Source organism: Actinophytocola sp. KF-1, assembly GCF_054661535.1.
Map to the genome: position 1 here is coordinate 543,378 of NZ_BAAFVK010000006.1, position 20,627 is coordinate 564,004.

25 protein-coding genes are annotated in these 20,627 nt (G+C 70.3%); 12 read left to right on the forward strand and 13 right to left on the reverse strand.

Annotated features, from left to right (window positions below; genetic code table 11):
- Nucleotide 1 precedes the first annotated feature (1 nt).
- The gene (locus tag ACYQ77_RS21385) at nucleotides 2–184 is read right to left on the reverse strand and encodes a DUF3073 domain-containing protein (RefSeq protein ID WP_459713893.1); all 183 of its coding nucleotides are present in this window, start codon (nucleotides 182–184) and stop codon (nucleotides 2–4) included.
- A 173-nt stretch (nucleotides 185–357) separates the two neighbouring features.
- Here ACYQ77_RS21385 and ACYQ77_RS21390 point away from each other — a divergent pair, with 173 nt between their 5' ends.
- A complete protein-coding gene (locus ACYQ77_RS21390) occupies nucleotides 358–1,239 on the forward strand; it encodes a hypothetical protein (protein WP_459713896.1) in 882 nt (293 codons plus the stop codon).
- Nucleotides 1,240–1,983: 744 nt separating this feature from the next.
- On the opposite strand, the gene ACYQ77_RS21395 is transcribed toward ACYQ77_RS21390, so the two are convergent.
- The 4 genes from ACYQ77_RS21395 to ACYQ77_RS21410 form a co-directional block, all read right to left on the reverse strand.
- Nucleotides 1,984–2,577: an RsiG family protein gene (locus tag ACYQ77_RS21395; RefSeq protein WP_459713898.1), complete on the reverse strand. Its 594-nt coding sequence runs from the start codon at nucleotides 2,575–2,577 to the stop codon at nucleotides 1,984–1,986.
- Nucleotides 2,578–2,622: 45 nt separating this feature from the next.
- The gene (locus ACYQ77_RS21400; protein WP_459713900.1) at nucleotides 2,623–3,453 is read right to left on the reverse strand and encodes a beta-keto acid cleavage family enzyme; all 831 of its coding nucleotides are present in this window, start codon (nucleotides 3,451–3,453) and stop codon (nucleotides 2,623–2,625) included.
- A gap of 270 nt (nucleotides 3,454–3,723) precedes the next feature.
- Nucleotides 3,724–4,794, reverse strand: a complete 1,071-nt coding sequence (ygfZ, locus tag ACYQ77_RS21405; RefSeq protein WP_459713902.1) for a CAF17-like 4Fe-4S cluster assembly/insertion protein YgfZ — start codon at nucleotides 4,792–4,794, stop codon at nucleotides 3,724–3,726.
- The gene (locus ACYQ77_RS21410; protein WP_459714001.1) at nucleotides 4,791–5,171 is read right to left on the reverse strand and encodes a Fur family transcriptional regulator; all 381 of its coding nucleotides are present in this window, start codon (nucleotides 5,169–5,171) and stop codon (nucleotides 4,791–4,793) included. Before ACYQ77_RS21410 ends, ygfZ begins: the two co-directional genes overlap by 4 nt.
- A gap of 93 nt (nucleotides 5,172–5,264) precedes the next feature.
- Here ACYQ77_RS21410 and ACYQ77_RS21415 point away from each other — a divergent pair, with 93 nt between their 5' ends.
- From ACYQ77_RS21415 to ACYQ77_RS21440, 6 genes are all read left to right on the forward strand, one after another.
- Nucleotides 5,265–6,107 (forward strand): aminodeoxychorismate lyase, encoded by an 843-nt coding sequence (locus tag ACYQ77_RS21415; RefSeq protein WP_459713903.1) that lies wholly within the window; start codon nucleotides 5,265–5,267, stop codon nucleotides 6,105–6,107.
- Nucleotides 6,108–6,253: 146 nt separating this feature from the next.
- The gene (locus ACYQ77_RS21420; RefSeq protein ID WP_459713905.1) at nucleotides 6,254–6,529 is read left to right on the forward strand and encodes a hypothetical protein; all 276 of its coding nucleotides are present in this window, start codon (nucleotides 6,254–6,256) and stop codon (nucleotides 6,527–6,529) included.
- Between the two features lie 4 nt (nucleotides 6,530–6,533).
- Nucleotides 6,534–6,818 carry a LysM peptidoglycan-binding domain-containing protein gene (locus ACYQ77_RS21425; protein WP_459713907.1) on the forward strand — a complete coding sequence of 95 codons (285 nt, stop codon included), beginning with the start codon at nucleotides 6,534–6,536 and terminating at the stop codon, nucleotides 6,816–6,818.
- 39 nt (nucleotides 6,819–6,857) lie between these two features.
- Nucleotides 6,858–7,805, forward strand: coding sequence for a GNAT family N-acetyltransferase (locus ACYQ77_RS21430; RefSeq protein ID WP_459713908.1), 948 nt, complete (start codon nucleotides 6,858–6,860; stop codon nucleotides 7,803–7,805).
- Nucleotides 7,805–8,674: a helix-turn-helix transcriptional regulator gene (locus tag ACYQ77_RS21435; protein ID WP_459714003.1), complete on the forward strand. Its 870-nt coding sequence runs from the start codon at nucleotides 7,805–7,807 to the stop codon at nucleotides 8,672–8,674. Before ACYQ77_RS21430 ends, ACYQ77_RS21435 begins: the two co-directional genes overlap by 1 nt.
- A gap of 39 nt (nucleotides 8,675–8,713) precedes the next feature.
- A complete protein-coding gene (locus tag ACYQ77_RS21440) occupies nucleotides 8,714–9,484 on the forward strand; it encodes a dioxygenase family protein (protein ID WP_459713910.1) in 771 nt (256 codons plus the stop codon).
- A gap of 140 nt (nucleotides 9,485–9,624) precedes the next feature.
- On the opposite strand, the gene ACYQ77_RS21445 is transcribed toward ACYQ77_RS21440, so the two are convergent.
- The 8 genes from ACYQ77_RS21445 to ACYQ77_RS21480 all read right to left on the reverse strand — a co-directional run bounded on the left by ACYQ77_RS21445 (nucleotide 9,625) and on the right by ACYQ77_RS21480 (nucleotide 14,861).
- Complete coding sequence (locus ACYQ77_RS21445; RefSeq protein ID WP_459713912.1) at nucleotides 9,625–10,158, reverse strand: DUF3800 domain-containing protein; 534 nt, start codon at nucleotides 10,156–10,158, stop codon at nucleotides 9,625–9,627.
- 38 nt (nucleotides 10,159–10,196) lie between these two features.
- Nucleotides 10,197–10,832, reverse strand: a complete 636-nt coding sequence (locus ACYQ77_RS21450; protein ID WP_459713914.1) for a heme-binding beta-barrel domain-containing protein — start codon at nucleotides 10,830–10,832, stop codon at nucleotides 10,197–10,199.
- 158 nt (nucleotides 10,833–10,990) lie between these two features.
- Entirely contained in the window at nucleotides 10,991–11,302 is a 312-nt protein-coding gene (locus ACYQ77_RS21455; RefSeq protein ID WP_459713916.1) for a DUF1416 domain-containing protein, read from the reverse strand.
- Nucleotides 11,303–11,312: 10 nt separating this feature from the next.
- A complete protein-coding gene (locus tag ACYQ77_RS21460; RefSeq protein WP_459713918.1) occupies nucleotides 11,313–12,155 on the reverse strand; it encodes a sulfurtransferase in 843 nt (280 codons plus the stop codon).
- Entirely contained in the window at nucleotides 12,152–12,595 is a 444-nt protein-coding gene (locus tag ACYQ77_RS21465; RefSeq protein ID WP_459713919.1) for a DUF4395 domain-containing protein, read from the reverse strand. Before ACYQ77_RS21465 ends, ACYQ77_RS21460 begins: the two co-directional genes overlap by 4 nt.
- A 292-nt stretch (nucleotides 12,596–12,887) precedes the next feature.
- Nucleotides 12,888–13,295 (reverse strand): TlpA family protein disulfide reductase, encoded by a 408-nt coding sequence (locus tag ACYQ77_RS21470; RefSeq protein WP_459713921.1) that lies wholly within the window; start codon nucleotides 13,293–13,295, stop codon nucleotides 12,888–12,890.
- A 10-nt stretch (nucleotides 13,296–13,305) separates the two neighbouring features.
- A complete protein-coding gene (locus ACYQ77_RS21475; protein WP_459713922.1) occupies nucleotides 13,306–14,187 on the reverse strand; it encodes an LmeA family phospholipid-binding protein in 882 nt (293 codons plus the stop codon).
- A gap of 5 nt (nucleotides 14,188–14,192) precedes the next feature.
- Nucleotides 14,193–14,861, reverse strand: a complete 669-nt coding sequence (locus tag ACYQ77_RS21480) for an alpha/beta hydrolase (protein WP_459713924.1) — start codon at nucleotides 14,859–14,861, stop codon at nucleotides 14,193–14,195.
- Between the two features lie 164 nt (nucleotides 14,862–15,025).
- Between ACYQ77_RS21480 and ACYQ77_RS21485 the strand changes: the two genes are divergently transcribed.
- From ACYQ77_RS21485 to pstA, 5 genes are all read left to right on the forward strand, one after another.
- Nucleotides 15,026–15,748 (forward strand): winged helix-turn-helix transcriptional regulator, encoded by a 723-nt coding sequence (locus ACYQ77_RS21485; RefSeq protein WP_459713926.1) that lies wholly within the window; start codon nucleotides 15,026–15,028, stop codon nucleotides 15,746–15,748.
- A 560-nt stretch (nucleotides 15,749–16,308) separates the two neighbouring features.
- Complete coding sequence (gene mshD / locus ACYQ77_RS21490; protein ID WP_459713928.1) at nucleotides 16,309–17,172, forward strand: mycothiol synthase; 864 nt, start codon at nucleotides 16,309–16,311, stop codon at nucleotides 17,170–17,172.
- A 163-nt stretch (nucleotides 17,173–17,335) separates the two neighbouring features.
- Nucleotides 17,336–18,439 (forward strand): phosphate ABC transporter substrate-binding protein PstS, encoded by a 1,104-nt coding sequence (gene pstS / locus ACYQ77_RS21495; RefSeq protein WP_459713930.1) that lies wholly within the window; start codon nucleotides 17,336–17,338, stop codon nucleotides 18,437–18,439.
- A 92-nt stretch (nucleotides 18,440–18,531) separates the two neighbouring features.
- Nucleotides 18,532–19,512, forward strand: coding sequence for a phosphate ABC transporter permease subunit PstC (pstC, locus tag ACYQ77_RS21500; RefSeq protein ID WP_459713932.1), 981 nt, complete (start codon nucleotides 18,532–18,534; stop codon nucleotides 19,510–19,512).
- A complete protein-coding gene (gene pstA, locus ACYQ77_RS21505) occupies nucleotides 19,512–20,603 on the forward strand; it encodes a phosphate ABC transporter permease PstA (protein ID WP_459713934.1) in 1,092 nt (363 codons plus the stop codon). Before pstC ends, pstA begins: the two co-directional genes overlap by 1 nt.
- Nucleotides 20,604–20,627 lie beyond the last annotated feature (24 nt).

Below are 20,627 nucleotides of genomic sequence, written 5' to 3' on the forward strand. Positions count from 1 at the left end.
GTCAACGACGGTATTCGTCGTCGTCGTAATCGTCGTCGTCGAAGGCCTCGTCGCCGTTGCCGCCCTCTGAGGACTTGCCGCCGGACAGCTCTCGCTGCAGCGCCTCGAAGTCCGTCTGGGGAGTGCTGTATTTGAGCTCTCGGGCTACCTTGGTCTGCTTAGCCTTCGCCCGGCCGCGCCCCATGGCTCGACCCCCTCGCACAAGTGCGGGGCGGCCGGGGGAAACGGCGGCCCCGCTGATCTCGACAACTGGTTCCTGGTAACTACCGTACCGTGCCGAGGGGGTTCAGTGCGAAGGGGCACGGCGTTCGAGTGCCGACTGATCGCGTTCGGCAGAACCGTGAAACCATGCCAACCGTGCCACGACCGTTCGTCGCCTACCTCCGGGTGTACGAACCGTTGTCAGCATTCGACTCGGACGTAGCCGACCGCCTGCGAGAAGCGGTACAAAACGGACAGTTGGACTACGCGTCGGTCGCGGAGCGCGAGCGGGACCTGTGGTTCAGATCACAGCTGTCCCAGCCGCCGACGCTGCTGCCGGGCGAGCTGGCGAACGGTTCGCCGTCCCCGCGCGCCCAGCGCGAGGTGCTGGTGCTCGACCCGGCCGAGGTCCCGGGTTCGGTGGGCGAGGGTCCGCTCGTCTGCCCGCTGGACATCCGCGCCCGGTCCGCGGCCGCGCTCGTGGGTTTCCTGTCCACCGCCCACCCGGCCCTGCGGACGATGGCGCTGACCGCGAACCCCGACAACGTGCGCGAGAAGGCGACACGGGTCCTGGCCGAGCTGCCGAGCGGCGCCGTGCACATCGTGTCGACGACGTGGACCGTGCCACTGCCGTGGTTCACGCTGGTCGACCCGGCGGCCCGCCACATCGTCCTCGCGCCGCAGGACGACCCGCGCAGGCAGGTGTGCTGGCGAGTCGCGATGAGCGACGCACGGGAACGGGTCGCGAAGGCCCACGAGCTGGCGGCCGAGGCACTGGGCGACCAGGGCCCGACGAAGGTCCTGGAGGACACGGGCCGCTGGCTGGAGCACTTCGCGGAGGACTCGGCGGTCGAGCTGGACTACGGCGGCCTGGTGCAGCTCCTGACCGACGAGGAACTGCAGGAGGACACGTCGGCCGCGGACGTGAACGCGATCGTCGACGCGCTGGAGCGGGAGGACGTCGAGGAGATCGCGTCCCGCTTCGAGAAACTGCGCGACTTCTGGGGCGAACTCGCCGTCCGCGAACGCTTCAACTGAGCGCGGCGCGGCCTCCGGCCCCCGGTCACCATTCTCCCACGCGCCACCGACATTCCTGGCCGCTCACGGGCGGGTTGTCCACAGGTGGGGTGGTTGTCCACAGCCTAGATCGACTTCCGTCCCCCTGTCGGTGGTCACCGGTAGACTGGACAGCGGGGTGCCCCCGGGAGTGGTGGGGGCTGCCCGTATGTACTGGGTGGGGCGTTTTCGCTGGTCAGTGCCGTTGTGGCGGTTTGTGTTCCCGGGTTTGGTGGTTGGCCTTGCGCGGGGTTCCCTCCGGGGGGTCCTCGCCGGACGGGCTGGTCTCCGGGATGGCGGGGGTCTTGCACGGGGTTGGTTTGGCAAGGACTGCTGTTGAGTGGTCTGCCTGCCATCCCGTCGACCTCCCGGAGGGCTATCACACCGCGTCAAGGGGCCCGGGCGGCTCAGGCACGGGGCTGGGTGGGGCATCCGGCCCCCTTGACACGGTGTGATCGGGCTTCGCCAGGTCGACGGGATGGCAGGCACCCCTCAAGGGGTGATGGGGGCTTTCGCCCCGCTTCGCGGGATCCGGGCATGCCGGGGTCGGCTCCCGCCAGGAGACGCGACTCTGGACGGAACCCTCCGGACTCGGATGGGGCCGCATCGCGCGCGAGCGGCCCGGCTTCGTGTCTTGAACGCGCCTTTCAGGGCGCGGCGCGCTGCGGACGCGGGGTGCGGGACGCGGCCTGTGGATGGATCCGCCGGTTTTGTCGGTGCCCGTCGTTACGCTGGATTCCGGGGGCCGGAGGCCGGCCCGTCGTCGCCGCGTTCGGCGGCCAGCAGGGTGTCCACCGAGGCGCTGCCCGCTCGGTAGCGCGCCCCGATCTCGTCGTTCAGCAGGTCGACGACCTTCTGCACCTCGCGCCGCCGCTGTGAGACCGACTCCTCCTCCGCCGCGTACGTCCGCAGCGCCAGGTCGAGCCGCTCGTCCGGCAGCGACGCCACGTCCGACAGGTCGGCGTCGGACACCAGTGCCTCGACGTGCCTGCGGTGCGCCTCCGCGCGTGACGGCTCCAGCGTCTGGTGCCGGCCCGAGCCGGACGGGGCCGGGCCGACCACGTTGTCCGACAGGATCTCCACCAGCCGCTCCACGACCGAGCTGGACCCGCCCTCGCGCCGTCGCTTCTGCTCGGCCTTGACGATGTCGATCCGCCCGTGGAGCAGCCTGCGCAGGTACGACAGGTCGGTCTCCTCCTGGGCGGCCTCGTCCCGGCGCTCGCGCACCTCGGCGAGGTCGAGCCCACCGAGGTCCCGCACATACTCCGGCGCGAGCACACGGTCGATACGCCGGCGTCCACCGGGACGGACTTCGATCACGTGCCTATCCTCCGGTACGCGGCCCGTTGCCGCCAACCTCGTGAGTCAGTTGCTTTGGGCAACCTTCAACAGGGTACGTACTTCGGCCACCGGCATCGGTGGGCGTTGTGCGATCTTGGCCAGGCCGGCCGCCCGCGCGACCAGTTGGGCGTTGTCCCGCACCCGTTCGCCACGGGCGTAGGAAATGGTGTCCTCCATGCCGACCCGCAGGTGCCCGCCCGCGGACAGCGACGCCAGCATCACCGGGATCGACGTGCGGCCGATGCCCGTCGCCGAGAAGGTCGCGCCGTCCGGGATCATGCGCAGCGCGGCGACCAGCGTCTCCGCGTCGCCCGGCATGCCACCCGGGACACCCATGACCAGGTCGACGTGCACGTGTCCGCCCGCGGGCAGCCCGTGCTGGTCGAGGAGCCGGTGCAGGCTGGCGAGCTGGCCGAGGTCGAAGATCTCGTACTCGGGCACGATGCCGCGTTCCTGCATCCGCTTGTGCAGCTCGACGATGAACTCCCAGCGGTTCATGAACACGTCGTCGCCGAAGTTGACGGTGCCCATCGTGCAGCTGGCGGAGTCGGGCATGGCGTCGAGCACGCGGAGGCGGTCCTCCTCGGGGTCGGTCACGGCGCCGCCGGTGGACAGCTGGACGATCAGCGAGGTCTCTTCACGCAACGCGGCGACGGTGTCCTTCAGCCGCTGCGGGTCGAGCGTCGGCTTGGCGTCCGCGTCCCGGATGTGCACGTGGATCATCGCGGCGCCGACGCGCTCGCAGTCCTGCGCGGTGCGCACCAGCTCCTCGAGGGTGACGGGGAGGTTGGGGACGTCGGACTTGGCGTGCTCCGCGCCGGTGGGCGCGACGGTGATCAGGGTGCCGGTGGACATGGCCGCGATCGTATGCGCAACCGGGGCCCGGCCCCACCCTCGAATCGGCTCGATCACCGCCGGGGGTGACCCTCGAGCACGACCCACACGGTCCGAGGGGTCAACAAACCACCGCTGACCTGCGAAAACGGCGTGAAACCGCGCCCCCCGGTACGTACGTGAACCCCCACCCATTCCCGGGGGCCACCCGCCATGCCAGTCTACCGGTGTCCACCGACAATTCCCGGGCGCGGCGCGAAACTGTGGATAACTGAGCGACCTGTGGACAACTCAGCCGCGTAGACGGCGGGCCGCTTCCCGGCCCAGTCCGGGTGTCGCCTCCGGGATGGCGTCCGGGTCGATGGCGGCCTGCACCACGCGGTCCTCGGCGCCGGCCAGCAGTTCCGCGTCCAGCGGCACGGAGTACTTCACCAGCGCCAGCGCGATCGGCCCCAGCTCGTGGTGGCGCACCACCGTTCCGACCCGCCCGACGGTCCGCTCACCCAGCACCACCGGGTCCCCGGTCTCGGGCAGCACCTCCGGCGACCCGTCCAGGTGCAGCAACAGCATCCGCCGCGGCGGGCGGCCGACGTTGTGCACCTTCGCGACCGTCTCCTGACCCCGGTAGCAGCCCTTCGCGACGTGCGCGGCCACGTGCACCCAGCCGACCTCGTGCGGGATCGTGCGGTCGTCGGTGTCGACGTCCATGCGCGGGCGCGCGGCCTCGACCCGGAACGCCTCGTAACCCCAGCTGCCCATCGGGCGCGCACCGGCCGCCGTCAGCCGGGTCCACCAGTCGTCGCGCGCTTCCCGTGGCACCAGCAGGTCCACGCCGAGCGCGCCGCGCCGGACGATCACGTCCGAGCCCGCGGCCACCCCGGACGTCACCGGCAGGCCCACTGCCGCCAGCACCTCGTCCGCCGACGGTCCCAGCAGCGTCAGCACCGCCCGCTCGGCCGTCGCGTCGCGCAGTTCGACCTTCGACCAGAACACCATCGACTCGAGGTACTCCAGCAGCGTCTGCCGGCCGCCCCGTGCGCCGGTCGCGTGCGCGCCTGGGTCGGTGTCGAGCCAGACGGTGCCGTCGAGGTGCGCGACCTCCATGTGCGTGTCGACGCGGCCCTGGCTGTCGAGCACGAGCGCCTCGGTGGCGGCGCCGTCGGGCAGGTCGGTCATGTGCTGGGAGATCACCAGGTGCAGCCACGACAGGCGCTCCGGGCCGGTGACCGCGATGACCTCGCGGTTGGACCGGTCGACCACGGCCACCTTGCGCGCCGCGGCCCGCTGCTCGGCGAACGGGTCGCCGTAGTGCCACGGGACGCCCGCGTCCGGTGAACCTTCCGGGGCCTCTACCGCGGTCATCGGATCTCCTCCTGGCAGTTCTCGCACACGCCGGACAGCGCGAGGTGGCTCGCATCAAGTACGAACCCGAACCGGTCGCGGAGTGTTCCGCGCAGGTCGTCCATCACCTCGCACGGCACCTCCAGCACCCGGTCGCAGCGGTGGCAGACGAGGTGGACGTGCTTGTGGTCGTGCACGGAGTAGTTCGGGGCGCCGTGGCCGAGGTGGGTGTGCCGCACGACGCCGAGCGACTCCAGCAGTTCGAGCGTCCGGTAGACGGTGGTGATGTTGACCGTCGGCGTGCTGCGCTGCACGTGCTGGCAGACCTGTTCCGGGGTGGCGTGCTCCAGTTCGAGCAGCGCGTCGAGCACGAGCTGGCGCTGCGGTGTCATCCGCATGCCCCGCTCGTGCAGCGTTGCCCTCAGCTGCGCGCGTTCCTCCTGGATGTTGGTCTCCACAACGACGATCGTAGGCCCGCGTAGGCTCTTCGCATGCGCGTGCTGGCGATGCTCGACGGAACGATCACCGACCCCGAGACCCCGGTGCTCCGGGTCGACGACCTCGGTGTCACCCGGGGCGACGGCGTCTTCGAGACGATCCTCGTGGTCGACGGCAAGCCCCGCGAGCTGGGCCCGCACCTGGACCGCCTGGCGCGGTCCGCCGCCATGCTGCAGCTGCCCGAGCCCGACCGGGCCGCGTGGGAGCGCTGCGTGCAGGTCGTGCTGGACAACTGGCGGGGCCCGAGCGAGATGGCGCTCAAGCTCGTCTACACGCGCGGCCCCGAGTTCGGCGACGGCACGCCGACCGGGTACGCCATGGGCCTGCCGATCGGCGCGAAGGTGCTCGCCGCCCGCGAGGCCGGGGTCGCCGCGGTCCTGCTGGAACGCGGCTACGACCCGGAGATCGTGGAGCGCGCGCCGTGGCTGCTGCTCGGCGCGAAGTCGTTGTCGTACGCGGTGAACATGGCCGCGATCCGGCACGCCGAGTCGCTCGGCGCCGCCGAGGTGATCTTCACGGCGGCGGACGGTTCGGTGCTGGAGGGGCCGACGTCGACGGTCGTCATCGCGTCCGGCCGGACGCTGCGCACCACCCCGCCGTCGAGCGGCATCCTGAAGGGCACCACGCAGGGCGCGTTGTTCCGCGCCGCCGAGCGCGCGGGCTGGGTGACGAAGGTCGAGCCGATCACGGTGGCCGAGCTGAAGGACGCGGAGGCCGTGTTCCTGGCGTCGAGCGTCCGCAAGATCACCCGCGTGCACACCCTCGACGGCGTCGCCCTGCCCGACACGTCGACGCTGCACCGGGAACTGACGGCGTTGTACGAGTCCGAGTACTGAGTCCGCCTTTTCGGGCACTCACGGAATATCCGTCGCGTGCGACTTTCCTTGCACGCGCGTTTTTGGCGCGCGCCAGAACCGGGTGACGGCGCCGGCCTCGAGCCGAAGGAGAAGAAGCTCTCCCGCACCGAGGCGGGTGACCAGCGATGACCACCGCGAAGAAGGTCATCGACATCGCCAAGGGCCAGATCGGTTACAACGGCACCGGCTCGAGCGACAACCCGTCCAGCAAATTCGGGAAGTTCTACGGCATCGACCCCGGGCACTGGTGCGCGATGTTCGTTTCCTGGTGTTTCCACCAGGCCGGCGCACCGCTGCACATCGAAACCGCAAAAGGATTCGCGTTGGTCGCCGCGGGCCACGCGTTCTTCGTCTGGGAGCACCGGCTCTTCGGGGCGGGACACCACGCCGCGTCCCGGTGATCTGGTGTTCTTCAAGTTCAGCACCGGCAAACCACGTCGGCATCGTCGAGTCGGCGTCGTCACCGCAGTCGATCGTGTCGATCCAGGGCAACACGAACGACGCCGCGCAGGACGGGCGACTGCCGCGGCGTTCCTCGGGAACGCGGCCCGCTACCCGGAGATCATGTCGCTCAACGGGCTGACGACCACGGTCCTCCAGCCGGGGATGAAGTTGAAGATCCCCGGCATGGCCAAGCCGACGGCGAAAGCGACGGCGACGGGCCAGGTGCTCAAGATCCCCGCCCGTTAAGCAGTGGAGTCCGCGCACCGGCCCGGGCACCATGAGGGGATGGTGCTTCCCGCCGGACACACAGCCCGTGCGCCACGCGCCGACGACGCGGACGTGCGTGCCCTGTACGAACTCGTGCGCGACTACACGACCGTCGTCACGGGCGCCGCCGACTACACCGTCGACGACGCCCGTGACGAGCTGACCGAGCACGGCTTCGACCCCGAACTGGACGGCCGGTTCGTCCTCGACGCCGGTGGCCGCCTGGTCGGCAACGCCTTCGTGCACCGCAAGGGCGACAGCGACCTGGTCGACGTGGACGTCGTCGCGCAGGGCGACGAGGTCCGCGCGTGGCTGGTCGGCTGGGCGCTGGCGCGTGCCAAGGACACCGGGCGCGCCGCGGGCCACCACGAGATCACCGTCGGCCACGGCTGCTACCGCACCGACGGACCGCTGCGGAAAACCCTTGCCGAGCACGGTTTCCAGGTCGCGACGATCTACCACCGGCTGCGGATCGACCACGTCGGCCCGTACCCGCCTCCGTCGCCACCGGACGGCGTCGTGCTGCGCGTCGCCGGGGACGACGACGTCCGCCGCGCCGTCCACGAGGTGTACACGACCGCGTTCGCCGACCACTACGGGTTCACCGCCGAGCCGTACGCGGACTGGGCGGAACGCCATGAGCGCAGGCCCGCGTTCACCTGGTCGACGATGTGGCTGGCGGAGCTGGACGGTAAACCGGCCGGCATGCTCGAGTGCGACGACCGGTTCGCCGAGGAGGACAGCGGCTACGTCGCCGAACTCGGCGTGGTGCCCTCGGCGCGGGGGCGGGGCATCGCGAAGTTCTTGCTGCGCCACGCTTTCGCCGTCGACACCGCGGCGGGCCGCACGGGCACGTTGCTGCACGTGGACACCGACAACGTCACCCCGGCACTGGACCTCTACGAGTCGGTCGGCATGCGCGCGGTGCTCGTGATCGACGCGTGGCGGACCGTCGTCCCGGTCTGATGCGCGGCACGACCGTGCCGCCAGGCACGCCCGCACCCGGCGGTGACCTCCCCATGCACCGCCTCGAGGTGCCGCTGCCCGCGACGCTGCCGTTCGCCGTCGGCACGTTCGACACGATCGGGCCGCTGTCCCGCGCGTCCTTCCCGCACCGGCACACGTTCCACGAGATCGTGCACGTCACCGCGGGCACCGGCACCCATGTCGTCGACCTGGTCCGCGCCGAGCTGCGGCCGCCGCACCTGTGCGTGATCGCGCCCGGCCAGGTGCACCACTGGGCGGGCACGCGGGGCCTGACCGGGCACGTGCTCCTGTTCACCGAGGACTTCCTGCTCGACCCGGCCGACCGGACGCTGCTGCGCAGGCTCAGCGGCCGCCCGCTGCTCGCGCTGGACGAACGTGCCGACGCCGCGACCGGCCGGGTGATCGCCGAGATGCTGGCGGAGTGCGCGGCGGAGCGGGACGCGTCGGTGCTGCGGGCGTTGCTGCACGTCCTGGTCGTGCGCGCCGCCCGGTTCGCGGGCGCGGCGGACCCGCCGAGGCCGGGCACGGTCGCGGAGGAGTTCACGCGCCTGACCGCCCGCCCCGGCTCCGAGTGGTCGGTGCGCGCGTACGCGGAACGCATCGGCGTGACCCCGGGACACCTCACCGAGGCGGTCAAGGCCGCGACGGGACGGCCGGCGTCGGCCCTGGTGCGGGAGGCGCGGATCCGCGAGGCGAAGCGACTGCTCACCGGCACCACGCTGACCGTCCGGCAGGTCGCGGCGCGCGTCGGGTTCGGCGATCCCGCGTACTTCTGCCGGTTCTTCCGCCGGGAGACCGGCCTGAGCCCCGGCCGTTTCCGGGAGAATCACCACGAAGGGCGGGATTAGTCCATCGTCGTGGCGGTGGCCGGTGCTTACGTTCGGTGCATGGACAACGACTCTCCGCTCGTATCCCGCAAGACCGTCCTCCGCGCCGCTCTGGTCGCCGTGCCCGCCGCGCTGGTCGCGACGCCGGCACTGGCCCGCACCCGCACCGGCACCCTCGACCCGACCCCGATGTGCGACGACGGTGACGACCCGACCCCGCCACAGATGGAAGGCCCGTACTTCAAGCCGAACTCGCCACAGCGCACCGACATCGTGCCGCCGGGCGCGGCGGGCGTGCGGCTGACCGTCAGCGGTTACGTGTTCGGGCTGACGTGCCAGCCGCTGGGCGGCGTGCTGCTGGACTTCTGGCAGGCGGACAACAACGGCGCTTACGACAACACGACGTACCGCTTCCGCGGCCACCAGTACACCGACGCACAGGGCCGGTTCGTGCTGTCCACCATCGTGCCCGGCCTCTACCCGGGCCGTACGAGACACATCCACGTCAAGGCACAGGCCCCCGGCAAGCCGGTGCTCACCACCCAGCTGTACTTCCCCGGCGAGCCGCGCAACAACACCGACCCGCTGTTCGACCCACGCCTGCTGATGACCGTGCACGACGTCCCGGGCGGCCGCACGGCGGCGTTCGACTTCGTGCTGGACGTGGCCGGGTCGGGTGGCCCCGGCGGCGGAACGTGGGCGGCGGGCACCGCGTACACCGCGGGCGCGAAGGTCACCTACGGCGGCCGCGAGTACGTCTGCCTGCAGGCCCACACCGCACAACCGGGCTGGGAACCCCCGAACGCCCCAGCCCTGTGGCGAGCAGCCTGACCAGCGCCGTCGCCGACTTGTCTGGCCCGCGACATCCGGTGTGCCTGATATAGTGGTGGCGCCGAGGCCCTGTAGGCCGAGGAAGTGGGCCCGTGGTGCGTCCGGACGGTCGTGTCACGGGCTTTGCGCTGTCCAGGGGTTCATCCGAGATCGACGACCGTGCTCACGACGGGGTCGATCCGCTTGCGCCACTCGCGCCCCGCCCCGAAACACCACGCCACGACGTCGGCGATCCACAGGAGCGACTCGCTGGTGCTGTCGACGTGCTCGTACACGAGCCGGCTGGTGCTCGGCTGCGCACCGAGCAGGCGGCGCAGGGTGCGTTCGTCATGGATGTCCTGTTCACAGCGGGAGTCGATGACCAGCCGGTGTGCCTGACGAGCCAGCAGGTCGTTGACGAGCTGGGCGAAGCAGGCTTGCCGAGCGGGTTCGTCGAACCGTTGGCACGACCGCGAGTAGACGCACACCTCGACGGGAAGCCGGGCGATGGCGTCGGCGAGCGCGCGCCTGCGGATTGGCTTCTCCTTCTTGAAGTGCAGTTCGCGCTGGCCCTGCATGAGTAACGCGCGCATCGACTGGCGAAGCAGACGGACCCGCGACGGTTCCACGATCGCCGCGGCGATCAGGTACTGCGGGGGTCTTGCCGATTCGTCGACGAAGGCGTGCACGGTCACCGGGCCATCATTCAGGGCGGTGACCTGACACGATCGGGTTATCCGGCGACGCGCCGCAGGTACGCCGACGTGTGGGGCTGCAGTGGCTGGCCGACCATGGCGCGTTCCTCCACGTACGCCAGGTCGCCGTTGTGCACGAGGCCGTACAAGCGCTTCGCGCCGTTGACCTCCTTGGCCGACGCGGTGCGCATGGTCACGTCGGTGGCCAGCTCCCACGACGTCTGCGTGCGGGACTCGCCGTAGAAGATCTCGATCACGCCGGTCGCGTGGGCCAGCAGGAACTCGATGGTCCCGTCGGGCTGGGGGCGCCACCAGCCCATCTCGCGGGCCGCCGGCCGGATGACCTTGCCGTCGGCGTCGAGCAGCCACGCGCGGCTCTCGTAGTACACGAATGGCCTGCCGTCGTGCGCGAACGTGACCTGCTGGCCGAAGTGGTGCGTCTCGATCGTCGGGTAGACGACCTCGCCCTCGCCGCGCCACACGCCGATCAGGGGCAGCAGCGGCAGCAGCGCGTCGTGCAGGTCCGGGCCTTCGCGGAGGTTCGCGGTGTCGTTCGGGATCGGCAGGTCCGGCCACAGCGGCAGGTTGCGCTCGCGGGTGGTCATCGCGCGTTCGGCCGCGATGCGGACGGCCTCGTCGCCGCTGCCGGGAACGGGCTGGTCAGGGGTGGTCATGAGCGTCGCCCCGCGATCCGGAGGGCCAGGCGGCCGAGCAGGAGGGTGCCGCCGAGCGCGGCGGCGATCAACAGCAGGGTGACGAACAGTTCCACCCCGAGAGGATATGGCAACGCGGGGCGGCCGAGTTCAGGCCGCCCCGCGTTTTGGGTGTAGCTCTACCCGACCGACACGGCCACCGGGTGCAGGCCGGGTCCGTCGGCGGTCACCTTCGCCTCGCCGTTGCCGGTGCGGTGCAGCGCCCGCACGGTCCACTCGCCCGGCGCGGCGAAGAAGCGGAAGTCGCCGTCCTGTGAGGACACCACCTCGGCGGTGAACTCGCCGCTCGCGTCGAGCAGCCGGACGTACGCGCCGCCGACGGGCGTACCGTCCGCGGTCACCTTGCCGCCGAGCACGATCTCCTTCTCGAGGTCGATGCCCGCGGGCAGCACTGCGGTCTGCTCGGGCGCGCCGCAACCGTCGTTGGCCATGCGTCTCTCCTTAGTTGGTGCCGGGGCCGATCTCGACCGGCACGCCCACGAGTGAGCCGTACTCGGTCCAGGACCCGTCGTAGTTCTTGACATCCGAGTAGCCGAGCAGCTCGTGCAGGGCGAACCACGTGTGCGAGCTGCGCTCACCGATGCGGCAGTAGGCGATGGTGGCCTTGCCCTCGTCGATCCCGGCTTCCTTGTACAGCTCCCGCAGCTCGTCCTCGGAGCGGAACGTGCCGTCCTCGTTGGCCGCCTTGCTCCACGGCACGTTGATCGCCGACGGGATGTGGCCCGCGCGCTGCGCCTGCTCCTGCGGCAGGTGGGCGGGGGCGAGCAGCTTGCCGGAGAACTCGTCGGGGGACCGCACGTCCACCAGGTTCTTGGCGTTGATGGCCTGCACGACCTCGTCGCGGAACGCGCGGATCGCGGTGTCCTGCTCCTGCGCCTTGTACTCGGTCTGCTCGCGGGTCACCGCGTCCTTCGACAGGGGACGCCCGTCCAGCTCCCACTTCTTGCGGCCGCCGTCGAGCAGCTGCACGTTCTGGTGGCCGTACAGCTTGAAGTACCAGTACGCGTAGGCGGCGAACCAGTTGTTGTTGCCGCCGTACAGGACCACGCGGTCGTCGTTGCCGATGCCCTTGGCGGACAGCAGCTTCTCGAAGCCCTCGCGGTCCACGAAGTCGCGGCGCACCGGGTCCTGCAGCTCGGTCTTCCAGTCGATCTTCACCGCGCCGGGGATGTGCCCGCCGTCGTACGCGGAGGTGTCCTCGTCGACTTCGACGAACACCACCCCGGGGGTCTCCAGGTTGTTCTCGGCCCACTCGGCCGTCACCAGCACGTCTTCGCGGCTCATCGGAGCGCTCTCTCCTTCGTTGGGGTGAATCGACGGATCAGCAGATAGGTCTCACAGCCGAGGCAGAACCCGAACGCCGCGTTCAGGAACGCCGCCGCCAGCGCGAACGCGGTCGCCACGATGCCCAGCCCCGCCAGGCCGGTCGCGTAGCCGAGGACACCCACCACAGCGAACCCGAACCCGACGCCTTGCGCGAACCGGAGCGGCGCGGTGTCCTCCCGCTCGTCGGTCGGCCCGAGGCGCGGCGCGACGAACGCCCGGTACAGGACCGAGTAGGGCGCGACCCCCAGCCCGGCGAACGCGCCGATCGCGAACACGACGGCCTGCGCCGCGAGCAACGGCCACCACCCGGTGACGAGCACGACGGCCAGCACGGCGGTGGTCACCCAGGCAGCGAAACGCGGCCCTCGGGGATCGACTCGGGATGGTCCTGCGGACATGGCACACCTCCTGACTGCGCGGCTGGGGAACCAGCCGGACGGCGGCCAGTGAGAGGGGGCCGTCCGGGTCAGTCAGATGCCAGACACAGGCTGGAGTCGACGCGGCAGTAATCGACCGCGCGGCGCCTGGTCAGCAAGGTGAACACGCCTAGCACATTACCGCCGGATCCCTGGTGCTGGGCGTGGCGTCCACTACGTGAGACGAGGCACCTGGCAGGGGAAGCCGCAGGTCACGGGGGCAACTCCCAGACTGGCTTCCGTGATCCGGGCCGCGGGCGTCCAGGTGGCGGGATCAGGCGAGGTGCGGTCGCAGCGCGGCCAGCAGGGCGTCCCGCTTTGGCACGCCGCCGACGCGGAGGATCTCCTGGCCGGCACCGTCGATGGCGAGCGTCGTCGGGGTGCGCAGCACGGACAGTTCCCGCGCCAGCTCCGGCCGGTCCGTCAGGTCCAGCTCGGTGTGGTGCAGACCGTCCGTGCGGGACGCCAGGTCGGACAGCAGGACCCGGGTGTGCCTGCACGGCGCGCAGAACGTCGTCGACAGCTGCACCAGCGTGACGCCGTCCGGCGCCAGGACCGACCGCACGTCCTCGGGCAGGTTCGACGCCCCGGACTCCCGGACACGGCCGTTGCGCGCCTTCATGACCACCCCTGCGACCGTGGCCAGTGCGAGTGTCGCGACCAGCACCAGCACCCCGGTCATCGTCCACTCCCTACTGACTGCCGAGCACCACGTCGCTCGCGGTGCCCTTCACCGACAGTACGCCGGAGTCCACAGTGACCGCTGTGGGTGTGACGGTGAACGGCAGCTCACCGGGGTCGAGGGTGAACGTCAGCGCCTGCTTGGCGGCCGCGTCGAGGACCGGCGGCAGCTCACCGGAGCCGAGCACCGAGTTGCGCAGTTCGAGACGGCCCGGCGTGAACGTCATCTTCGCGTCGACCAGCGAGATGATGCCGAACGCGCACAGCTCGGTCTCCTCACCGCCGACGTCGACGGTCGCGCAGATGCGGGCGCCCGCGGTCGTGTCCTCGATCTCCTGCTCGGCGGCGCGCTCGGCCGCCTCCTGCTCGGCGGCGGTGCGGTCGTCCGGGTTGGTGGCGACGTCCTGCTCGCTGACCGGGTCGATGGTCAGGTTCGTGATGGAGCGGACGGCGGCGCTCTCGTTCTGCGCGACCGCGCGGTTCACGTCGGAGGCCTTGACCTTGACCTGGCCCTCGACCTCGCGGACCTTGACCTCCTTCAGCGACCCGGACACCAGGTCGCCGAGCGGTGCCTGCACGTCCCGCAGCTCGATGTGGACCTCGAGGTCGCGCAGGGTGTCCTCGACGGGCACACCCTTCGCGTCGATCATGACGTGCCCGTACTCGCCGGACACGGCCTGCGCGAGGAACGAGAACCCGCCGACCTTCACCGACGGGTCGTCGGCGAGGTGGAACTGCTCGCGGGCCCGCTTGGACACCTGGTACTCGAACACGGCCGCGGCGCCGAAGTCCGCGACGACCAGCAGCCCGAGCAGCACGACGACGGTGATGACGAGTCTGCGGACCGCCTTCCTGCGCTTGCGCGGCGCGGGCCGGGACGGTGTCTCAGTCATCGTCGTCATACTGCCAATCGCTCTCTCGCATCTGTGTGAAGCCAGTCGCCGATCCGGTCGACCAGCTCCGGGGTCATCGCCGTCTCGGCGTGCCGCATGCCGTCGAGCGCCCACAGCTCCGCGCCGCTCGCCCGGTGCAGCGCCAGCGCGTGGTCGACCGGTACGTAATGATCCTCGGTCCCGTGCACGAGCAGCACCGGGGTGGGGGCGATCCGGTCCACCACCTCGACCGGCGACGGCGGGATCACCGGGGTCGGCGGCGCCATCCGGACGCGCAGCGCACGCATGGCGGCCCGCCCGTGCGGCAGCTCAGCCAGCCAGAACAGGCGCCGCATGGCTTCGGTCTCCCTGGTCCACCACCGGCTCGCGGCGCTGACGGTCGCGACGGCGTCCGGCCGGTGCGTGCCGGTGGCGGCGTGCATGAGGGCGATCGTGCCGCCCATGGAGAAGCCGAGCGTGGCGACCCGGTCGGCGTGCTGCCGCGCCACGTGGACGGCGGCGTCGAGATCGGCGACCTCGGCGGGCCCCGCGGTGCAGCGGCCACCGGACCGGCCGTGCCCGCGGAAGTCGAACGCGATCACCGTGTGCCGCCGCGCGAGTCGCTCGAGGATGCGGAAGACGAACGGTTTCCGAACGTGGTTCGTGAATCCATGACCGACCACGACGGCGGTCACGTTACGTTCATGTTTCCGACGCAACATCAGTCCCGCCAGTCTCACACCGTCGCCGGAACGTTGGTGCAGACGTGTGACGCATGTGTCACGACCAGGACATTTGCTCGCCACACCCGCTATTCTCCCGGAAAGCCACGGAGCGTATCCAGAGAGGCGGGCCCCCTATGAGCCTCGACCTGCTGCTGCTCACCGCGGACCCAACGCCGGGCTCGGTTGTGCCGTCATTGATGTTGCTGCCCCACCACGTGCGCACCCAGGCGCCCGAGGTGACCGCCCTCCTCGAGGCCGGTTCCCGGGACGTCGTGCTGGTCGACGCGCGCACCGACCTCGCCGCCGCGAAGAGCCTCTGCAGGCTGCTCACCTCGGGCGGCGACAGCGCCCCGGTCATCGCCATCGTCAACGAGGGCGGTCTCGTCGCGGTCAACTCCGACTGGCGCGTCGACGACATCCTGCTGCCCACCGCGGGCCCCGCCGAGGTGGACGCCCGCCTGCGCCTGCTGACGTCCCGCGGCCCCGCGGGCGCACCGGGCGCGGACGGCGCCCTGCGCCTTGGCGAACTGGTCATCGACGAGGCCACGTACATGGCGCGCCTGCGCGGCAGGCCCCTCGACCTGACGTACAAGGAGTTCGAGCTGCTCAAGTACCTCGCTCAGCACGCCGGTCGGGTGTTCACCCGCGCGCAGCTGCTGCAGGAGGTGTGGGGCTACGACTTCTTCGGCGGCACCAGGACCGTGGACGTGCACGTCCGGCGCCTGCGCGCCAAGCTCGGCACCGAGCACGAGCAGATGATCGGCACCGTGCGCAACGTCGGCTACAAGTTCGTCCAGCCCCCGAAGACGCCGCTGGGCGCCGACGAGCCGGTCGACGAGACCGTCGACATCACCTGACGCGCCGGCCGGAACCGGGCCGCCGCCGGCGGCCCGGTTCTCGTTTGTCCACAGGTGCCGTGGTTGTCCACAGCCAAGATCGACATTCGTCCCTCTGTCGGGGGTCACCGGTAGACTGGACAGCGGGGTGCCCCCGGGAGTGGTGGGGGCTGCCGTATGTACTGGGCGGACCTGTTTTCGCAGGTCAGCGCCGTTGTGGCGGTTCGTGTTCCCGGGTTTGGTGGTGTGCCTTGCGCGGGGTTTTCCCTCCGGGGGTCCTCGCCGGACGGGCTGGTCTCCGGGATGGCAGCGGGTCTTGCACGGGGCTGGGTTGGCAAGGACTGCTGTTGAGTGGTCTGCCTGCCATCCCGTCGACCTCCCACGGGCTATCACACCGCGTCAAGGGGGCCCGGCGGCTTGGGTGCGAGGGGGCTTCGTGCTTCGGGCCCCCTTGACACGGCGTGATCGGGCTTCGCCAGGTCGACGGGATGGCAGGCAGGCTGTTGTGTGGAGGTGGGCTGCGCTCGGCTTGTCTGGTTGCGTGCGGTCCGGCGTTGCCCGATCCCGGTAACGTCGGCAGCGTGGAGCTGATCTGGCTGGCCGACGCCGACGACACCGTTCTTCCCCTGCTCACCGCGGTCCAGGCCGCCGACGGGGTGCCCGAGATCCCCGCCGACGGCACCCTGCCGCCGGACTTCCGTACCGGTCGTCACCTGGTCGCTCGTGACGACCGCGGCACGGTCGGTTACGCGCACGTCGACGAGCGTGGTGACTCCTTCGGCAACAAGATCGTCGAGTTGTTCGTCCACCCCGGGCACCGGCGGCAGGGCATCGGCTCCGCGCTGGTCGACGAGGTGCTCACCATCGACAGCCCGCTGCGCCTCTGGTCGCACCGCGACCACCCCGGTGCCGCGCGCATCGCCGCCGCACGAAACCTCGAGCGGGTGCGCGAGCTGTACCAGATGCGCCTCGACAACTCCGTCGAGCTTCCCGCGCCGACATCCCCTCGGGACGGCATCACCCTGCGCACGTTCGTTCCCGGGCAGGACGAGCAGGGCATGGTCGACGTCAACAAGCGCGCCTTCGACTGGCACCCGGAACAGGGCATGCTCACCGTCGCCGACGTGGTGGCCGCCGAGAAGGAAAGCTGGTTCGACGCGGACGGGTTTTTCCTCGCGGTCGACGCCGACGACACCGTCGTCGGCTTTCACTGGACCAAGGTGCACCCGGACGGCACGGGTGAGGTGTACGTCGTCGGTATTCACCCCGACGCGCAGGGCGGGGGGCTGGGCCGTGCGCTGACCCTCGCCGGCCTGCACCACCTGCGGGAGAAGAATGTCCCGGAGATCATCTTGTACGTTGAGTCAGACAATGCACCCGCTTTGGCCGTGTACACCCGTCTGGGTTTCACCCTTCAGTACACCAACGTCGCCTACCAGCGGTAATAGCTCAATCACCGTTACAGCAAGCAACAAAAGTCACAATCTGGTGTTGTTCACCTCCTGTTCACCTGGATACCCGAGGCTGTCCACTCCCGCTCCCTAGCGTCCGCGCTGCACCCACTCGAGAAGTGCGCACAGCGAAAACGAGATGCCCCGAGAGGATCCAGTGAAGCGCATCCGCTACGGCCGTATCGCGGCCATCGTCACTGCCGGCGCCCTGGCACTGACAGCATGTGGGAACGACCCGGCCACCGACTCCGGTAACGGCGGGAGCGGCGACAACGGCGGCGAGTCGAGCCTGTCCGGCACCCTCGCCGGCTCCGGCGCCACCTCCCAGGAGTCCGCGCAGAACGCGTGGGCCGCGAAGTTCATGGCGGCCAACCCGGACGTCGACCTGTCCTACGACCCGGTGGGTTCCGGTGGCGGTCGCTCGGCGTTCCTCGAGGGCGGTGTCGCGTTCGCGGGCTCCGACTCCGCGCTCGACGACGAGGAGCGCGCGCAGGCCAAGGAGCGCTGCGCCGGTGGCGACGCGTACGACCTGCCGCTGTACATCAGCCCGATCGCGGTGGTCTACAACCTCAAGGACGTCAAGGAGCTCAACCTGGCGCCCGCCACGATCGCGAAGATCTTCGACGGCAAGATCACCAAGTGGAACGACGCGGCGATCAAGGCCGACAACCCGAACGCGACGCTGCCGGACCTCAACATCACGCCGGTGAACCGCTCGGACGAGTCGGGCACCACGAAGAACTTCACCGACTACCTGTCCAAGACCGCGGGCGCCGACTGGCCGCACGAGCCGAGCGGTGACTGGCCGCGTCAGGGCACCCAGTCCGCGCAGGGCACCTCCGGTGTCGTGCAGGCGGTCCAGGGCGGCGAGGGCACCATCGCCTACGCCGACCACAGCCAGGCGGGCAGCCTGGGCGTCGCGAAGATCAAGGTCGGCGACGCGTTCGTCGAGCCGACCGCGGACGGCGCGGCGAAGGTCGTCGAGGAGTCGCCGAAGAAGGAGGGTCTGCCGGAGCACGACCTGGCGATCGACCTCAAGCGCGACACCACCACCGCGGGCGCCTACCCGCTGGTCCTCGTCTCGTACATCATCGTCTGCTCGAAGTACGAGGACGCCGCCCAGGGCGAGCTCGTCAAGGCGTACGTGCAGTACATGGCGAGCGAGGAAGGCCAGCAGGTCGCCGCCGACGAGGCCGGCTCCGCGCCGATCTCCGACGCGTTCCGCACCGAAGTCGACGCGGCCGTCGGCTCCATCGCCTAGTACGGTCCGAACAAAAGCCCTGGTGGGCGGCCGCGACACCGCGGCCGCCCACCGCGCCAGGTCCGTCACTCCCTGTCCTCGGAGACCGCACTGTGACCACAACGGACGAGCCGAAGACCAAGAGCAGGTCGTCGGCACCGCCGCGTCCACCCCAGCGACCCGGTGACCGCGTCTTCTCCGCGAGCGCCAAGTACGCCGGTGTCCTCATCCTCGTCGTCCTCGCCGCGGTCGCCGCGTTCCTCCTGGTACAGGGGTGGCCCGCGATATCGACGCCGACCGAGCGGCTGACCAAGTCCGTCAGCTGGCTGTCCGGCCACTCGCTGCTCGGCTACGTCGGGCCGCTCGTGTTCGGCACGATCCTCGCCGCGCTGATCGCGCTCGTCATCGCGACCCCGATCGCCATCGGGGTCGCGTTGTTCATCTCGCACTACGCGCCGCGGCGGGTCGCGTCCGGGCTCGGGTACGTCATCGACCTGCTCGCCGCCATCCCCAGCGTCGTCTACGGCCTGTGGGGCGCGCTCTGGCTGATGCCCCGCATCCACCCGTTCATGGAGTGGCTGACGGCGTACCTCGGCTGGATCCCGCTGTTCCAGGGCCCCGCCGCGGACCCGCCGCGGACCATCCTGACCGCGGGCGTCGTGCTCGCCGTCATGATCCTGCCGATCATCACGGCGGTGTCCCGCGAGATCTTCCTGCAGACGCCGACGCTGCACGAGGAGGCGGCGCTCGCGCTCGGCGCGACCCGCTGGGAGATGATCCGCATGGCGGTGCTGCCGTTCGCGCGGTCCGGCGTCATCTCGGCCACCATGCTCGGCCTCGGTCGCGCGCTCGGCGAGACGATGGCCGTCGCCATGGTGCTCTCGCCGGGCCTCATGTACTCGATCTTCATCCTGCAGCCCGGCCAGCAGCAGAACATCGCCGCGAACATCGCGCTGAAGTTCCCCGAGGCGTCCGGGCTCGGCGTGAACGTCCTCATCTTCACCGGTCTGGTGCTGTTCGTGATCACCCTTCTCGTCAACATGTTCGCCCGGTGGATCGTCTCCCGGCGCGCCGAGTTCTCGGGGGCCAACTGATGACATCGGTGGAGACCCCACCCGACGCGTCGCTCGCCAAGGTCAGCCTGACCGCGGGCAAGCTGCCGAGGTACACGCCGATCGTGCTGTTCGTGCTGTGCCTCGCCGCCACGGGCGGCGTGCTGGCGCTGCTCGGCTCGTTCGGCGTCCCGCTGACGGTGGTGCTCGGCACGGTCCTGTTCGCGGTCGTGCTGCTCGTCGCGTCCGGTGTCGTCGAGGGCAGCAGGGCCGCGAAGGACCGCTTCGCGACCACCCTGATGTACAGCGCGTTCGTGCTCGCGCTGATCCCGCTGATCAGCCTCCTGTGGACGGTCGTCTCGGCGGGCGTCAAGCGGTTCGACCTGTACTTCCTCACCTACACGATGCGTGGCGTGTTCGGCGGCATGGACGCGGGCGGCGCCTACCACGCGATCGTCGGCACGCTGGAGATCACCGCGTTCGCGACGGTCATCTCGGTGCCGATCGGCCTGCTCACCGCCATCTACCTGGTGGAGTACGGGCCGTCGCGGCTCGGGAAGGCGATCACGTTCTTCGTCGACGTGATGACCGGCATCCCGTCGATCGTGGCGGGCCTGTTCGCGTACGCGCTGTTCGCGCTGATCTTCGGGCCCGGGGTGCGGATGGGCGCGGCCGGTTCGGTCGCGCTGGCCGTGCTGATGATCCCGGTGGTCGTGCGGGCCTCGGAGGAGATGCTCAAGCTCGTGCCGAACGAGCTGCGCGAGGCCGCGTACGCGCTGGGCGTGCCGAAGTGGCTGACGATCGTCAAGGTCGTGCTGCGGACGGCGGCGGCGGGCATCGTCACCGGCGTCACGCTCGCCATCGCCCGCGTCATCGGTGAGACGGCGCCGCTGCTCATCACGGCCGGGTTCGCGAACTCGGCGAACTTCGACCTGTTCGACGGGCGCATGATGACGCTGCCGGTGTACGTGTTCCGCCAGTACAGCCAGGGGCTCGCGCCGAACGGCATCGTCACCGTCAACTACGACCGGGCATGGGCCGCGGCGCTGACGCTCATCATCATCGTGATGCTGCTCAACCTGGTCGCCAGGCTCATCTCGCGGTTCTTCGCCCCCAAGACCGGCCGCCGGTAGGACAAGGAAGACAGGCACACAAGT

Bases quoted from the DNA above. Each gene is read 5' to 3' on its own strand.
- ygfZ (WP_459713902.1), bottom strand. From the start codon at position 4,794: ATGACCGCGGTAGAGGCCCCGGAAGGTTCACCGGACGCGGGCGTCCCG.
- ACYQ77_RS21430 (WP_459713908.1), top strand. From the start codon at position 6,858: ATGGTGCTTCCCGCCGGACACACAGCCCGTGCGCCACGCGCCGACGAC.
- ACYQ77_RS21450 (WP_459713914.1), bottom strand. From the start codon at position 10,832: ATGACCACCCCTGACCAGCCCGTTCCCGGCAGCGGCGACGAGGCCGTC.
- ACYQ77_RS21420 (WP_459713905.1), top strand. From the start codon at position 6,254: ATGACCACCGCGAAGAAGGTCATCGACATCGCCAAGGGCCAGATCGGT.
- ACYQ77_RS21385 (WP_459713893.1), bottom strand. From the start codon at position 184: ATGGGGCGCGGCCGGGCGAAGGCTAAGCAGACCAAGGTAGCCCGAGAG.
- pstA (WP_459713934.1), top strand. From the start codon at position 19,512: ATGACATCGGTGGAGACCCCACCCGACGCGTCGCTCGCCAAGGTCAGC.
- ACYQ77_RS21410 (WP_459714001.1), bottom strand. From the start codon at position 5,171: ATGCGGATGACACCGCAGCGCCAGCTCGTGCTCGACGCGCTGCTCGAA.
- ACYQ77_RS21465 (WP_459713919.1), bottom strand. From the start codon at position 12,595: ATGTCCGCAGGACCATCCCGAGTCGATCCCCGAGGGCCGCGTTTCGCT.
- ACYQ77_RS21435 (WP_459714003.1), top strand. From the start codon at position 7,805: ATGCGCGGCACGACCGTGCCGCCAGGCACGCCCGCACCCGGCGGTGAC.
- ACYQ77_RS21415 (WP_459713903.1), top strand. From the start codon at position 5,265: ATGCGCGTGCTGGCGATGCTCGACGGAACGATCACCGACCCCGAGACC.
- ACYQ77_RS21485 (WP_459713926.1), top strand. From the start codon at position 15,026: ATGAGCCTCGACCTGCTGCTGCTCACCGCGGACCCAACGCCGGGCTCG.
- ACYQ77_RS21470 (WP_459713921.1), bottom strand. From the start codon at position 13,295: ATGACCGGGGTGCTGGTGCTGGTCGCGACACTCGCACTGGCCACGGTC.
- ACYQ77_RS21455 (WP_459713916.1), bottom strand. From the start codon at position 11,302: ATGGCCAACGACGGTTGCGGCGCGCCCGAGCAGACCGCAGTGCTGCCC.
- ACYQ77_RS21400 (WP_459713900.1), bottom strand. From the start codon at position 3,453: ATGTCCACCGGCACCCTGATCACCGTCGCGCCCACCGGCGCGGAGCAC.
- ACYQ77_RS21475 (WP_459713922.1), bottom strand. From the start codon at position 14,187: ATGACTGAGACACCGTCCCGGCCCGCGCCGCGCAAGCGCAGGAAGGCG.
- ACYQ77_RS21460 (WP_459713918.1), bottom strand. From the start codon at position 12,155: ATGAGCCGCGAAGACGTGCTGGTGACGGCCGAGTGGGCCGAGAACAAC.
- ACYQ77_RS21440 (WP_459713910.1), top strand. From the start codon at position 8,714: ATGGACAACGACTCTCCGCTCGTATCCCGCAAGACCGTCCTCCGCGCC.